Source organism: Paludibacter sp. 221, assembly GCF_010501035.1.
Lineage (GTDB): Bacteria > Bacteroidota > Bacteroidia > Bacteroidales > Paludibacteraceae > QVMH01.
Window position 1 is genome coordinate 1 of record NZ_QVMH01000010.1, and the last position, 15,813, is coordinate 15,813.

Annotated in this window: 12 protein-coding genes; 6 read left to right on the forward strand and 6 right to left on the reverse strand. The window is 39.0% G+C overall.

Annotated features, from left to right (window positions below):
- The coding region (locus tag D0T49_RS03695; protein WP_239057000.1) for a fibrobacter succinogenes major paralogous domain-containing protein at window positions 1-1,350 on the forward strand (1,350 nt) is incomplete at its 5' end.
- 112 nt (window positions 1,351-1,462) lie between these two features.
- On the opposite strand, the gene D0T49_RS03700 is transcribed toward D0T49_RS03695, so the two are convergent.
- Complete coding sequence (locus tag D0T49_RS03700) at window positions 1,463-1,996, reverse strand: OmpH family outer membrane protein (protein ID WP_163629243.1); 534 nt, start codon at window positions 1,994-1,996, stop codon at window positions 1,463-1,465.
- 887 nt (window positions 1,997-2,883) lie between these two features.
- Between D0T49_RS03700 and D0T49_RS03705 the strand changes: the two genes are divergently transcribed.
- Both D0T49_RS03705 and D0T49_RS03710 read left to right on the forward strand, forming a co-directional pair.
- Entirely contained in the window at window positions 2,884-4,308 is a 1,425-nt protein-coding gene (locus tag D0T49_RS03705; RefSeq protein WP_163629244.1) for a monomeric [FeFe] hydrogenase, read from the forward strand.
- Between the two features lie 206 nt (window positions 4,309-4,514).
- Entirely contained in the window at window positions 4,515-4,889 is a 375-nt protein-coding gene (locus D0T49_RS03710; RefSeq protein WP_163629245.1) for a YbaN family protein, read from the forward strand.
- Here D0T49_RS03710 and D0T49_RS03715 read toward each other — a convergent pair whose 3' ends face one another.
- From D0T49_RS03715 to D0T49_RS03725, 3 genes are all read right to left on the reverse strand, one after another.
- Window positions 4,890-6,155: an NUDIX domain-containing protein gene (locus D0T49_RS03715; RefSeq protein WP_163629246.1), complete on the reverse strand. Its 1,266-nt coding sequence runs from the start codon at window positions 6,153-6,155 to the stop codon at window positions 4,890-4,892.
- Between the two features lie 178 nt (window positions 6,156-6,333).
- The gene (locus D0T49_RS03720) at window positions 6,334-6,936 is read right to left on the reverse strand and encodes a riboflavin synthase (RefSeq protein WP_163629247.1); all 603 of its coding nucleotides are present in this window, start codon (window positions 6,934-6,936) and stop codon (window positions 6,334-6,336) included.
- 389 nt (window positions 6,937-7,325) lie between these two features.
- A complete protein-coding gene (locus tag D0T49_RS03725) occupies window positions 7,326-9,509 on the reverse strand; it encodes a bifunctional (p)ppGpp synthetase/guanosine-3',5'-bis(diphosphate) 3'-pyrophosphohydrolase (RefSeq protein WP_163629248.1) in 2,184 nt (727 codons plus the stop codon).
- Between the two features lie 748 nt (window positions 9,510-10,257).
- Between D0T49_RS03725 and D0T49_RS03730 the strand changes: the two genes are divergently transcribed.
- Genes D0T49_RS03730 through rsmD form a run of 3 tightly spaced genes read left to right on the forward strand, consistent with a single transcriptional unit; the run spans window position 10,258 to window position 12,225 of the window.
- Window positions 10,258-10,941, forward strand: a complete 684-nt coding sequence (locus tag D0T49_RS03730) for a hypothetical protein (protein ID WP_163629249.1) — start codon at window positions 10,258-10,260, stop codon at window positions 10,939-10,941.
- A gap of 24 nt (window positions 10,942-10,965) precedes the next feature.
- Window positions 10,966-11,682, forward strand: coding sequence for a DUF3822 family protein (locus D0T49_RS03735; RefSeq protein ID WP_163629250.1), 717 nt, complete (start codon window positions 10,966-10,968; stop codon window positions 11,680-11,682).
- 9 nt (window positions 11,683-11,691) lie between these two features.
- On the forward strand, window positions 11,692-12,225 hold the full coding sequence (rsmD, locus tag D0T49_RS03740; RefSeq protein ID WP_163629251.1) for a 16S rRNA (guanine(966)-N(2))-methyltransferase RsmD: 534 nt from the start codon (window positions 11,692-11,694) through the stop codon (window positions 12,223-12,225).
- A gap of 140 nt (window positions 12,226-12,365) precedes the next feature.
- Here the strand turns inward: rsmD and D0T49_RS03745 are convergent, their stop codons facing one another.
- Both D0T49_RS03745 and purB read right to left on the reverse strand, forming a co-directional pair.
- A complete protein-coding gene (locus tag D0T49_RS03745) occupies window positions 12,366-14,204 on the reverse strand; it encodes an ABC transporter ATP-binding protein (protein ID WP_163629252.1) in 1,839 nt (612 codons plus the stop codon).
- Between the two features lie 180 nt (window positions 14,205-14,384).
- The gene (gene purB / locus D0T49_RS03750; protein WP_163629253.1) at window positions 14,385-15,728 is read right to left on the reverse strand and encodes an adenylosuccinate lyase; all 1,344 of its coding nucleotides are present in this window, start codon (window positions 15,726-15,728) and stop codon (window positions 14,385-14,387) included.
- Window positions 15,729-15,813 lie beyond the last annotated feature (85 nt).

Here is a 15,813-nt window from a genome sequence, read left to right on the forward strand (position 1 = left end):
CGACAGACTTTAGTTTTGTTCTGTCTTTTTCAATTTTCGTTTTTCATTTTCAGTGCAACTGCACAGGTAACTATTGGGGCTGACAAAGCACCCGAAACATTCTCGGCTTTAGAGGTAGTAAGTACTACGGGCGGTTTACGCTTGCCTCAGCTTACTACCGTTCAGCGTAACAATTTATCGGTAAGCGGTAAGGGTTTAGCTAAGGGTTTGATCATCTACAATGCCGACATTGATTGTACCGAAACATGGAACGGTACTTTGTGGATAGCTAATTGCGGTGATTTACAAAACGCTTTAAGAATTACCACTCAGCCTCGTAAATTCAACTGGGCAGAAACTAAAAATGCAACCGCCCTTACAGGTATTGGTGGCGAATCGGCTACTATCAGCGTGGCGGCTACCGGAATAGCTCCCCTTACTTACCAATGGTACGAACTGACTGCTAACAGCAATGCAGCTCCTGTAACTGTAACAGATGGTGCGGACGAAGCTACCGCAGCTTTCACTCCTAACTTAAGCAAACTGGGCATGCGCCGTTATTATTGCCGGATAACCGACGGAGACGGTAATACAATTGATAGCGAGATAGCCGAAGTGGCTGTAGGCTGTGGGGCAAAAACCGTAACGGGAGGATGGAGTACGTTTATGTGCCATAATCTGGGTGCGGATGAAAATAAAAGTATTGAAGAACAAAAGACATATAGTAGCCCAGTGTTTAGTTATCCTAATACAAGAAATGATAATTCAGTTGTTTATGGCGACTTGTACCAATGGGGGCGTACCCGCGATGGTCACGAAAAACGTACCAGTGGTGTTTCGGATGTTATAGTTACAGATGTAGCTACAGGTAGTACAACTGCTAATGGTGTGACTATGGATGGGCTTAATACCTTTATTAAGGCTACTTCTTACCCTTACAACTGGACATCTGCTGCTACCGCTGACCTTAATTGGCGTAATCAAAAGAATGCTACTTACGATCCTTGCCCCACTGGTTGGCGTGTACCAGCTCAAGGCGAGTGGAGTGGTATTTTTCGTGGCGGGTCTGCTCCAGGTACTTTTAGTACTGCCGTTGTTAATACTTGGGTGTGGAATGATGATGCTGGCAGTACTACCGGTTACGAAGTGAAGCCTGATGGTGAAACCACTACTCTCTTTTTGCCCGCTGCTGGCTACCGCTACAACTTTGACGGCGAGTTCTACAATGTAGGTACTAAGGGCTACTACTGGAGTGGTGGCATTTACGGTTGTACCTCGTTCGCCCTGTACTTTAATGGCAGTACCGTGTCCCCTGCGACTATTGAACACCGTGCGTACGGTCGCAGTGTAAGGTGTATTGCGGAATTTTAGGGTTTATTTAAAATGCGTTTGAAATTTCCGGAAAATAAAAAAACTACAAGCAAAATATATGCTTGTAGTTTTTACCACCCCTAAGTGGAACTTCCTTTCTTAAAGAAGTTTTTTATTCTTTTAATAGTTTGATTATCTCTCCTGTAATGTTCTTTTTTTCGTTTATATACGCCAAGCCCGGCGACAATTCTTCGATAATATAAACAATGTCTATTTTGTTCTTTTTCGAGTAGCTGGTAATTGTTTTATTTACCTTGTCCAACAAAGGCTGTATGTCCCGGTGAAAAACAAAGTTCAGCATGTTGTCATAGCTTTTGGCTTTGGTTTGTAGCATCTGGTCTTCTTGCAATAAAATCGAAAATGTAATGCTGTCCATAGGCTCTATTGTGCTCTGAATATCTTCTATGCTTTCTTGTCCGGTAAGGCCATATGGTGCTAATAGTTGATTGTAACGTTGTTTTAGTTGCTCCTGCATATAATCCAGCTCTTGTGTGTAGTTTGTTTTCAAACTGTCCAGTTGTAGCAGGTTTTTATTGTAGTCGTCGATCGAAGTTAAAATGCTATCGCGGGATATGTATGCAAATTGTTGGGAAAAAACAAAAGAGGTAGAAACTGATAATAGAAATAATAAAACTATCTTTTTCATAATGTTTGATAAGTATAAATTTATAAAGTCTTAATAAATTATAAGAAGGGGATTTTTATTTCTTTTGAGGTTGTACGTGCTAACGTACCTGTTTAAAATTAAACAACATGGTTACTAAAATATTAGTAACCATGTTGAGTTGTCTTCATTACTCTCTCTAAAAAGGAATATATTTATATAATTAATGAATGTTGATTGTGTATATATATAATAAATATTTGTAAATAAATAATGTTCTCGTCGTTTGCGATAAACAGTTACTTACTCAGCGGAACCTTTTTTAATGAAGACTTTTATTTTTAAAATCAAATATGTGCATAAAATTAAAGAAATGAACTCTTCCATTCCTTGTAAAAACAATCTTGCTTTAAGAAAGATACAGTGTATTCAATCTATAAATAGTAATGGTATATTAACAAATGAAAAAACAGATAAGACATTGTCTTTTAATTCAATACTGAACATGTGCCATGTGGGCAGGATGTCAATGTTAAATTCAAATGTCTATTTATCAGCTTTTTAAAAACACAAAACAACTCATATTTTTCTACACTTTCATCAAGAAAAATACACTTGCAAAAGTATCTTATTTATTAGTACTATGCAAGTTTTTACAATTGTTTTAGGGCGCACAGTCGGTTTTTTAACTAAAAGCATCTAATAAAGTGCTTGTTGGTTAGCCGAAATGTTATATTTTGAATTTGTGAAAAAAATATGCCCGACTTCTTTTATAAGTCGTTCGGTGATAAAATAATATTTTCAAAATTCCCCAAGCTATCATTTTTATACATTTTGATTAAAGAAATTTTTCTTTAATCAAAAAATCACTACCTTTGCGCTCCCAAACAAAAAATGACTATATACTTCATCAAAAATTCAGGTAAATAATGGCTTTTGTAAACAATGCTCTTATCATTCGGCGAGAGTTAATGTCGAACTTAGTAGGGATGTATAAAAACGGTACTTTGGTTGATGAAATAAACCGGATTCCCCTCAATATGGCCCCACGAAAAAAAGTACCACGGGGGCGTTGCTGTATACATAAAGAACGTGCCGTTTTGAAATATAAAATGCTGCCCATTCTTGGTTATAGTGTTGAAGATGAAGAGGATGAATTAACTCCATTGTCGGAATATGCCCGCAAAGCATTGGTGCGTACAAAAAAGAAAAACAGTATTCTTACTGTGGTGGATGAGGCTTGTACGGCTTGTGTGAAAACAAATTACGTGGTTACCAATCTTTGTAAAGGATGTGTAGGGCGTGCGTGCCATATGAATTGCCCTAAAGATGCTATTGGTTTCCTCCAAAACGGGCAAGCGCAAATAGACCATAATAAGTGTGTTAACTGTGGTATATGTAAAGAGGCCTGCCCATATCATTCTATTGTATATATTCCCATTCCATGCGAAGAGGTTTGTCCTGTAAAGGCAATTCAGAAAGATGAAAACGGAATAGAATATATTGATGAGAAAAAATGTATTTATTGCGGAAAATGTATCAACGCTTGTCCTTTTGGTTCTATATTTGAAATCTCTCAGATATTCGATATTTTTTCTGTATTGTCGAAAGGCGAGAAGCTCGTTGCTATTGTAGCACCTTCGATACAATCGCAATACGATGCCCCTCTGAGCAATATCTTTGATGCGATAAACGAAATAGGATTTACCGAGACTGTAGAAGTGGCTCATGGGGCAATGGAAACCACCCGGCTCGAAGGTTTGGAATTGCAGGAAAAATTGGAGTCGGGACAGCAATTTATGACTACATCATGTTGTCCCTCATACGTTGAGTTGGTAAATAAGCATTTGCCGGAGATGAAGCCATTCGTTTCGCATACTAAATCGCCAATGTATTACACGGCCGAGGTTGTAAGGGCGCAATATCCTGATGCAAAAATAGTTTTCATCGGCCCATGTGTAGGAAAAAGAAAAGAGGCTGCTGATAATGAATTGATTGATTTTGTTATAACCTTTGAGGAGCTGGATGCTATTTTCGAAGGATTATCTATAAAACTGGAAAAAAGTAAACCGGAAATTAAAGGGGAGGCTCCGAAAGCCGGAAAAGGTTTTGCCCGTGTAGGAGGAGTTATCTCTGCTATTTCGGAATATTATCCGCAATTAGGGGTAAAGCCGGTACAGGTGTCTAACATCAATAAAAAGAATATCGGGTTGCTCAGAGCTTATGCAAAGGGGAAAGCACCGGGCAACTTTATAGAAGTAATGGCATGCGAAGGAGGTTGTATCTCAGGTCCGTCGGCAAGGTTGGATTTCAACCAGTCGCAGAAGATTTTTAAGAAAGTGCTGGATGAGTAGTGATGGAAGGGAGATACATAGAATCAAGAGCCAAGAGCCAAGATGAAAGAATGAGGAAAAAGGTGAAAGGAAAAAGTATAAAGTTACTTTATTACCTCTTACTCCCTACTTCTTATCTCTAACTCGTAACTAATAACTAATAATTAAAAATTAATAATTAATAATTAATATCCCCGTGTCTTAGTGTCTCTGTGTTTTAAGAAAAAATGAAGGTACTATACGTCGTAATAGGAATTATAAGTCTGATTTTGGGTGTTTTAGGAATTTTTCTTCCTATTTTGCCCACTACTCCTTTTTTGCTTTTATCGGCTGCGGTATTTGCACGCAGTTCTGATAAGCTCTATAACTGGCTGCTGAATCATAGGGTTTTAGGAGAATATATCCGCAGTTTTAGGGAAGAAAAAGCAATCCCTTTGCGGATAAAGGTTTTCTCGGTAAGCCTGTTGTGGAGTGTAATGTTGATAACGATATTTACGGTAGCCGGCGAAAAATTATGGCTGCAAATCTTGCTTGCAGCCATTGCAACCGGAGTCACTATTCATATTTTATCATTTAAAACCAAGAGGCGTCCAAAAGAATAATCAGCCTTCGCCTGTGGTTTCCGGCTTTTCATTTTTTGCACCTTTTGCTTTTCCTGCTTTTGCTTGAGGCTTACTTGCTTTCTTTGGCGTTTTTCGTTGTTTGCCTTTGTTTTCTTGAGTTTGTTCTACTACTTCATCCGGCTCGCACGAGCAAATATCTTCTCCCGAATCCAACAATCCGGAACGCTTCAGCAGTTCATATTCGGTAACGAAACGGTCGTCGAATATTCCTGCTTTCAGGTTGCTCTCTATCTGAGGCATAGTCCACCATTTCATTTGAGCTATTTTGTCCGGATTCGGAACCATGTCGCCTTTATAGTCGCATATAATAAAAACCAGTACGTATTGTTTCTCGTATGGAGTATCGTGTATATACTTGGTCAAATAGAATGATTTCAGGTCTTCGATATTGAGTTTTTCGAACGCGGCTTTTTTCAGGCTTTCTTCAGCCGTCTCGCCTATATTTATATGCCTTGAGATGATGTTATCCCACGAGGATTTGTAAAACATGTCACCTTCTACCGGCTTCTGCATAAGTACCCGCCCCTCGTTAACCAATATCCCCCTGATAACGGGGTGCATATGTTTCCGTCTGTCCGACAGGCTACTTACACGCTGAATAGTGCCTACTACCTTTCCTTCTTTTGTAATGATGGGCAGCCATCTCTCGTTTGCCAGTTGGGAGCGTACAATCTTTACTTTAATAAAAAAGAACAATGTAGTGATAAACGTAATGACAAGATACGCAAGGTTGAGCAACATAACATATTGCAGGTTCTTATCGCTATTCAGATGGATAAGTATAAAGTAAAAAAGTAAGTATGTAGCAACTACGACGATAAATACTTTAAGCAACTTGTAAAATTCCATGATATTGTTGCTCATCGGAATTAATGGTGAAACAAGCTTGTCGGAAAGTTTTGTGATAGAACGCCGTAACAGAAAGACAACGAGAAGGGCTACGAGGAATACAACACTATTGGCTACTATGGATGACACAAGCAAGTGCATTTTGCTGAAATAATATGCAACGCTCATCAGCGAGATAACAACCAAAAATATCAGCATATAAAACAGATACCATTTGAACAGGTTCTTATATGTAACCCTGACAAAAACAGTAAGTAAAATAGCAATTGAAAGTGCCCCTATCCAAGCGTACATTAACCCCGAAAAAAAATCAAGAATAATGAATACCAATACAGGGAGTATCAATAAGACCGGATTAAAAAAAGATTCTTTAATCTGTGATTTAAGTTTACCCATAACCTATAAATTTCCTCCTATACTTAAACAAGCGCTGTTGTTCTTTTGTTTATATTTGCCTGTGTTAAATAGTGTATTTAACTAATGCTGCTGTTGTAGCAATGTAAAGAACACATGAAAAAAAGGCAAACAACGTTTTTTGTAAAACAGGGTTGTTTGCCTTTTTTTGAGTCTTTTTTTAGTTGAATGCCATGATACGGCTTATATATTTACCGATTATATCAAATTCGATATTAACCATGCTTCCTTTTTCTATCTGGTGAAAATTGGTAAACTCGTGTGTGTAAGGAATTATCGCCACCTGGAATGTGTCGTCGGTAGGGTTGCAGACGGTAAGGCTTACCCCATTTACGGTTACCGAGCCTTTGTCTACAGTAAGGTAGCCGCGCTTTGCCATTTCTTTATCAAATTTGTATTTGAACGTATATAGCCAGCTTCCGTCCATCTCTTCTACATTTATACATTCGGCAGTTTGGTCTACGTGTCCCTGTACGATATGCCCGTCCAAGCGTCCGTTCATCCGCATGCTGCGTTCGAGGTTTACTTTGCTTCCGATTCTTAACAGTCCCAGGTTCGACCTGTCGAGCGTTTCCTGAATTGCGGTTACGGTATAGGTCTTATCATCTTTTTTCACAACAGTAAGGCATACCCCATTGTGGGCCACACTTTGGTCGATAGTAAGTTCGTCGACAAACGAACAAGACATTGTTATATGAAGATTTTCTTTGTCTTTCTGTAAGGCCACTACTTGAGCAGCTTCTTCTACTATTCCTGAAAACATATTATTTAGTGTTTAATTATTATTTTTTTTAACACGGAGACACAAAGACACGGGGGTAATTGTTAATGTTTAATTATTAGTTATTATTTAGTTGTAAGTTAGAGATAAGAAGCAAGGAGTAAGAGGTAATAAAGTAACTTTATACTTTATACTTTATACTTTATACTTTATACTTTTTACTTTCACCTTTTTCCTTTCACCTTTTTCCTCATTCTTATTTTTTCATCTTGATTCTTGGCTCTTGATTCTTTAATCTATTATAGGTACCCATATATAGCGCAAGTCTGCGACTTGTGCTTCTCTTTTACAGTTTCAAACTGCCTCTATTTTCGGTACAAGTTGCGCTACGCTAAACTTGCGCCAATGGGAGCACTTTCACCTTTTCCTGCTTACGCTCTGGATACATTTTTCACCCCTTTTACCAGCTTTATTTTTTTAACGATGGCTTCCAAGTCTTTCGTATCATTCACCATCAGTGTGATATTTCCCTGAAAAAGTCCTGCGTTCGAGTCGATGGAAATGGAACGCAACTGGATGTTTTTTTCTTTCGAGATGAGCGACGTAATGTTAGCAACGATACCAATATCATCGTGCCCTACAATACGCAGGGTTATAGGATACAACGATCCTACCGACTTGCCCGACCATCGTGCCTTAATAATACGATAGCCAAAGCGGGAAATCAACTGCGGAGCATTAGGGCAGTCGGTACGGTGTATTTTTATACCACCTGTAACCGACACAAATCCAAATACATCATCTCCATAAATAGGGTTGCAGCATTTTGACAGTTTGAAATCGACATTTTTCAGGTCTTGCCCGATTATCAGGACGTCTTCTTTGACATCAACCTGCTGCGGTTCTTTCGAAAATGATTCGGCGCTTTTTACTTCCGGCTCTTGAATCGTATCGCGTTTGTCCAGATTAAGGTAAGCATCCTTAATAAGGAGAATATCCAGTTTGCCTTGTGCCAGTTCCTGATACAAGTCGCTTACTGTTTTGTATCCTTTCTTTTTCGCTAAGCGTGATATATTGCCATCGTCAAGCTCTATTTTCCAGTTTTTAAAACGGCGAATCAGGGTTTCACGCCCTATTTCCGCATCTTTAAACTCCACTTCTTTAAGTGCCTGGCGTATTTTGTTCTTAGCCTTCGATGTGGTTACTATGCCCAGCCATGCCTGATTTGGTTTCTGGGTAGGCGATGTTAGTATCTGTACCTGGTCGCCATTATCCAAAACGTGCTTTATAGGTACGTTTTTGTTGTTTACTTTAGCTCCTACACACTTACTCCCCAGTTCCGAATGAATCGAAAAAGCAAAATCAAGTACGGTAGCCCCTTTTGGTAATTTATGTAAATCGCCGTTAGGAGTAAAAACAAAAACTTCCTTGTCATACAGGTTCAACTTGAACTCATCCATGAAGTCTACCGCGTTCAACTCAGGATTTTCCAGAATTTCGCGGATATTCTTCAACCACTCATCCATTCCCGACTCACTTTTGATGCCTTTGTACTTCCAGTGAGCAGCCAGCCCTTTTTCGGCAATCTCGTCCATCCGTCGTGTTCTGATTTGTACCTCAACCCATTTTTCCTCAGGTCCTAATACCGTGGTATGCAGGCTTTCGTATCCATTCGATTTTGGAATGGATATCCAGTCTCTCAGGCGTTTAGGGTTGGGCTGGTACATATCGGTAACGATGGAATAAGCCTGCCAGCATACGGCTTTTTCTTTCTCAATAGGAGCATCTATAATAATACGGATTGCAAACAAGTCGTAAATATTTTCGAATGCCGTATTCTGCTTTTTTATTTTCGAGTAAATGGAATGAATAGACTTGGTTCTCCCTTTTATGTCAAATGTTATGCCAAGAGTGTTCAGCTTTTCTTTCAGGGGAGTTATAAATTCGGCAATGTATTTTTCGCGCGAACGCTTTGTCTCGTTCAGTTTCTTTGCTATCTCTTTATAAATTTCCCTGTTTGTGTATTTCAGCGATAAATCTTCCAACTCACTTTTGATAGCATACAAGCCCATACGGTGTGCCAACGGAGCATACAGGAACGAACACTCACGGGCTATACCCTGACGGATTTCTTCGGGATAGGCGTCCAGATTGCGCATTACATACAGACGCTCGGCTACCATGATAAGAATAACACGGATATCTTCGGCAAACGTCAGTAACAGTTTGCGGAAATTCTCGGTTTCTATCGATGCGTTTCTTTTATACAGGTTTTCTACATGCGACAATCCGTGTATTATAGAATCTACGCTTGTATTAAAACGCTGGTTTATTTCTTTTACCGAGATTTTTCCTTTTTCAGTCATCTCATGCAAAAGCACACTTAAAACTGCCGGTTTTCCTAACCCTATTTCATCCAGAACAATTCCCACTATGTGTATTCTATCGAAGATAGAACGTCCCGGAGCGAGGTTCTGTTCTTTTTCGGAGGCATAATGTTCTACCAATATATTTTTCAGCGTCAGCCTTTCTGCCGGTGTGAAAAGATTTGGATGCAAACGTAAAAGCTGATTATACTTTTTCCGGATAGATGTTGCGGCGGGAGTTAATGTCATAATAATCAGTCCTGCAAATAATATGCTTAAAATTCAAATTGTTTATTTATATGCTTCCATACAAGTAGTACAGCTATGTGCAAAGATATAAAACTTACATGTATTTTTATGGGTTAAAACAGTAAAAAAGAATTTTATGTTTACACATTAGTAACTGATGCGTTAAATGTTTTTTGAGATTGAAATATCATTCATGTGCTCCGTAGGAGCATAAGTTTGGTAACAGCACATAATTAACGCACATTATTCGTGCCGTAGGAACGAAACTCTTGTAACGGGGTAGCGTACCTACGGCACGCAGAGGCAGTACTAAAAGCCGGTCATTACCAAACTCCCGTCCCTATGGGACTTTAAATATTAACGTGAATCTTTAAATCGAAAAAATGATATTCTTCTGTATATAGCTATGAAATAGAGAATTACCGAAAATAATTGCGTTTTAACGCATCAGTAGTATTTACACATTAAAATCCGGTTTTTCGGAAGTGGGTTATTAAAATTCATACAGGGCTTTGAAAAATTTAAGCCGTATGTGGTAAAACACAAAAAACACAAAAAAAATACATAAAAAAGCACTTATGGTTATGAGTATTTGATTTTCTTTTCTAAATTTGCAAACTAGTGGCTTTTTATGCGGACACATAAAAATTTATCATCCATTTTTTAATGATAAAGACAATATGCAAAGCCTCCGGATAAAAAATAACGTTTGCAATAAAGTTAATATTAAAAAGTAAATATACCTCACATGAAAACAGTTGTCAAAATTTTGCTTGGAATTGCGATTATTTTTCTTGCCTATCTTTGTATTATGAGTATTGTAACTCCTATTCAGTTCGAAAACACACGGACGATGCGTGAGAAAGCGGTAGTGAAAAATTTAATAGACATTCGTAAAGCTCAATTAGAATATAGAGACCAATATGGCCGTTTTGTGTCAGACCTTGATTCGTTGGTAGATTTTGTTCGTGACGGAAAGAAAAAGATAGTTTCGAAAGAAGGCGCGTTGACCGATGCACAGTTGGAAGCCGGACTGACCGAAGCAAAAGCAGTTCGCATTGTGAATAGCGGAAATCAGAGAGAAATTGAGAAGAACGGACTTCAAGGCTTCCGCCGTGATACAACAGTTGTTGATGTTATCAGCGAAATTTTTAAAGGAGAATACACGAGAGAAAATATAGGGAAAATGATTATCATACCTTATTCTCAAAATGTAAAATATGGTGTAGAAGTAAATAATGGCTACAAAAACGATATAGGTATCCGTATCCCTTTGTTTGAAGTTACTGCTCCGTATAAAACTTATCTGCACGACCTTGACCGTCAGGAAATGCTTAACCTGATTGATAAAGCAGAGCAAATGGATAAATATCCGGGACTGAAGGTAGGTTCGGTTGACGCGCCTAACAATAATGCAGGAAACTGGGAATAATTTACACGCTCTAAGTTTTCACGCTTGGATAAATCAGATTTAAATAAAAGAGATTATAGTTTGTCCATCCGGTGTAGTCCGGATGGATTTTCTTTATTTATACTTGAGCAAGGGAACGTTTTTTTTGAGCAGAAAATTCACGCTCCTGTTTTTCATGTAAGCAGCGAGGAGATAAAGCAATTGCTGAGTGGTACAAGTGAAATTAATTTGTACGACTACAATGAGATGCAAGTGCATGTGGAATCGGACAAGTATGTATTTTTACCCGAAAGTACTTTTAAGCCCCGGTATATTGATGATTATTATTACTTTCAGTACGACAGGAATAAAGAAGATATAGTTTTGTTCAACCGCACTGCCGGATGGGATATGGTGAATGTGTTCTCCATTCCTTTTGCCTTGCATCAGGCCTTAAACGAACTGTTTCCCGAAACAATTATAAGACATCACTTAAGTTATTTTCTTTCAGAGAAAATAAAATCAGGGGAGGATGGGGTATATGTATGGGTACGGGCTAAAATGCTTGATGTGGTGGTAGTGAGAAATAGTTCCGTTGTTTTGATAAATAGCTTCAGCTACCGTACTCCCGAGGATTTTACTTACTATATCCTGAGTGTTTTTGAGCAACTGAGACTTGATGTGGAAAATACAAAAGTAAAGTTATATCAGCGGAATAATACAACTGAATTTCAAAGCCTGATTTCGGACTATGTAAGGAACTGTAAAGTGATTTTGCAATAAAACCTGCCTATGAGAATTGTAAGTGGAAAATACAAGGGACGACGGATAAGCCCGCCTAATAATATAACAGCAAGGCCAACCACCGATTTTGCAAAGGAGGGTTTGTTTAATTTGCTATCCAACCAACTTGATTTTGAGGATATAAATGCATTAGACCTTTTTGCCGGAACGGGAAGTATTAGTCTGGAGTTGATTTCGAGAGAATGTAAAAGCGTTACGGCGGTAGAACTGAACGAGAAACATTATGCTTTCATAAAAAAAACATGTAGCGAGTTGAAAGTAGATAACCTGCTGTTGCTGAAAACAGATGTTTTTAAGTTTATAAAAAAGACTCATGCCAAGTACGACCTGATATTTGCCGACCCTCCATACGATTTGCGCGAACTCACCGCAATACCGGATATGATTTTCGAGAGGGATATTTTGAGCGAAAACGGCCTTTTTGTATTGGAACATTCTGCTAAAAACAATTTTGAATCGCATCCTAACTTTAAAGAGCACCGGCACTATGGCAATGTCAATTTTTCTTTCTTCAGGAAGTAATGATTGAAAAAACGTATTGCAATTCAACAATTAAAAATTTGACGTGTTGTGTAATTGCCTGGTTATCAGCTAATTGTATCTTTGTTGATTTCTTGTATGTATACCTTTTGTCACTTTTTTCCTTTTTGAGATTTCTCTCCTTAAAAAGACTGCATGTCAACCAACCGCTTATAATAACCATTGAGCAGGATGAGTTCATCGTGCTTGCCACGTTCAACTATTTGTCCTTCGTGCATCACGCAAATTTCGTCGGCACGTTTAATGGTTGATAGGCGGTGTGCCACTACCAGGGTGGTGCGGTTTTTCATCAGGTTATCCAGTGCTTCCTGTACCATTTTTTCCGATTCGGTATCCAGTGCTGAGGTTGCCTCGTCCAGTATAAGTATTGCCGGGTTTTTGAGTATGGCGCGTGCTATGCTGATGCGTTGCCGCTGTCCACCGGAGAGTTTACTGCCTCGGTCGCCTATGTTAGAGTCGTATCCTTGTTCGGTAGCCATGATGAAGTCGTGTGCATTAGCTATTTTTGCAGCTTCTATTACCTGTTCCATTGTAGCAGATTCTACGCCGAATGTAATGTTATTGTAAAAGGTGTCGTTAAACAAGATTGCCTCTTGGTTCACATTTCCCATTTGCGAACGGATATCCTTTGTTTGCAATTCTTTTATATTTACGCCATCTATCATTACTTCGCCTTTTTGCGGGTCGTAAAAGCGCGGCAGTAAATCAACAAGTGTTGATTTACCTGAGCCCGATTGACCTACAAGTGCTACGGTCTTTCCTCGCTCTATTGTCAGGTCTACATCCTGCAAAACCCATTCGTTTTGGTACTTGAACCATAGGTTTCGATATTCAATTTTATTGCTGAAGGGTTTAATTATTTCAGGATATTGTGGTTCGGGAATGGTGTTTTCTGTTTCAAGAACTTTATCCACCCTCTCAAGCGAGGCCAATCCTTTCTGAATGCTGTATGATGCCTTCGAAAGTTCTTTTACAGGATTGATTATCAAGTAAAAAATGGTAAGATAGTAGATAAATGACTCTCCGCTAAGGCCATAGCGGTCGCCCAAAATGAAAAGGCCGCCAACGCATAATATAACAGCTACGATTACTGTTCCCAAAAATTCGCTTACCGGATGTGCCAGTGCATGTTTGCGGTTTATCTTATTGAATGTACGCCGTAGTTTTTCGTTCAGTATTGAAAAACGGCCTTCCAGTTTTTTTTCGGCATTGAAGGCTTTTATTACCCGCAGGCCACCAAGTGTTTCTTCTATTTGGGATAGCAATTCCCCGTTCTGTTCCTGTCCTTCTTTCGAGCGTCTTTTTAATGATTTTCCGATTTTTCCGACAACAAGGCCGCCAACAGGTAAAAATATTAATGCAAATATCGTTAGTTGCCAGCTTATGGAAAACATGGCTATCAGGTATATCGCAATCATGATGGGGTTTTTAAACATCATGTCCAGAGAGCTCATGATGGAGTTTTCCACTTCTACCACATCGCCTGTCATGCGCGCCATTATATCGCCTTTGCGTTCTTCGGTAAAAAATCCGAGCGGCAGGCTTAAAATCTTGTCATATAGTTTCATCCTCAAATCGCGAAGCACCCCTGTGCGGATAGGAACCATAAAATAAGAACCTAAAAAGGAGGAGCCTGTTTTCAGAAAAGCTGTAACGATAAGGTATGTGCCGATGCAAACCAAAGCGGTGGCAGGGGTAAGTTGTCCTAAGAAGCTTTCGATATGGAAAAACACATTGTTCTTTATTGCATTGAAAATATTCCCCAAGCTATCGTTCCATGTCCAAGGTTGAAAAACTTTGATTTTATTCGAAATACCGAACAAAATCTGCAATATCGGAATAATGGCGTAAAAAGACAGTAATCCTAAAATTGTAGAGAGGATATGAAACAACAAGTTCAGGAAAACATATTTCTTGTAAGGCGGGATAAATCGCTTAAGAAGTTGAAAAAGTTTGAACATAAATAGTTACAAGTGTTTAGTTACGAGTGGTAAGCCTCACTATATGATTATTTAAAATAAAATTATTACTTTGGAGAGTACCTTACTCGTTTTCAGTATATACTGTGAGCTTGCAAAATAAATAAAAAAGATTCAAGGATATTGATATTTTTTGAACCTTGAATCTTTTTTACCAAAATTTTATACTCCGGTGTAATTTCTTGGAGTGATTCTACGTAATTCTTCTTTTACCGATTCGTCCACATCCAGAGTGTTGATAAACTCACGGATGGATGTTTCCGTTATAGCTTCGTTTGTACGGGTGAGGGCTTTCAACGCTTCGTAAGGCGAAGGATATGCTTCCCTGCGTAAAATGGTTTGAATTCCCTCTGCTACTACAGCCCAGTTGTCGTCCAAGTCGCGGTAAATAGCTGTTTCATTCAGCAATAATTTGTTCAGTCCCTTCAATATGCTTTGAGTGGCAATCATCGTATGCGCAAAAGGCACTCCTACATTACGCAAAACCGTACTGTCTGTCAGGTCTCTTTGCAGGCGTGAAACAGGCAGTTTGGAAGCAAGGAACTCTAAAACAGCATTTGCAATGCCTAAATTGCCTTCGGCATTTTCAAAGTCGATAGGGTTTACCTTGTGCGGCATGGCCGATGAGCCTACTTCGCCCGCTTTAATTCTTTGTTTGAAATACTCCATCGACACATACGTCCAGATGTCACGGCATAAGTCAATCAAAATAGTATTGATGCGTTTCATCGCGTCGAACAATGCTGCCATGTTATCATAATTGGATATTTGGGTAGTCCATTGTTCGCGCTCCAAACCGAGTTTTTCGGAAACAAATTTGTTTCCGAATGCTTTCCAGTCGGTAGTAGGGTATGCTACTGTGTGCGCATTGAAATTGCCTGTAGCGCCTCCAAATTTAGCGGAAAGGGGCACTTCTTTCAACAATTCTATTTGCTGTTTCAGTCGGCTTACGAAAACCATCATCTCTTTACCTAAGCGTGTAGGCGATGCGGGCTGTCCATGTGTTTTTGCCAGCATGGATACGTCGCGCCATTCGTCGGCCACGCGGTTCAGGTCGCGGAGCAAAGTTTCTGCTTCGGGGTAATAAACATGGTCTAATGCTTCTTTTAGCGACAATGGAACTGACGTGTTGTTTATATCCTGCGATGTTAAGCCGAAGTGGATAAATTCTTTAAATGCCGATAAGTTCAGTTCGTCAAATTTTTCTTTCAGAAAATATTCTACGGCTTTTACATCGTGGTTGGTAACTTTCTCTATGTCTTTTATCTTAGTTGCGTCCGCTTCGGAAAAACCGGTATATACTTCACGCAGTTTCGGGAAAACTCCGGCAGGGACATGTTCCAGCTGTTTCAATGGAATTTCGCATAATGCAATGAAGTATTCCACTTCTACCAACACACGGTAGCGGATTAATGCGTATTCTGAAAAATAATTTGCATATTGTTCACATTTAGAGCGATAGCGTCCATCAACAGGTGAAATTGCTGTAAGCTGAGATAAGTTCATTTTTTTATTAGTTTGAGTTTACAAAAAAGAAAAAGCAAAGGTAATTATTTCCCCTCTATTCTGAAAAGTTTTTCGTCCGGCTTTG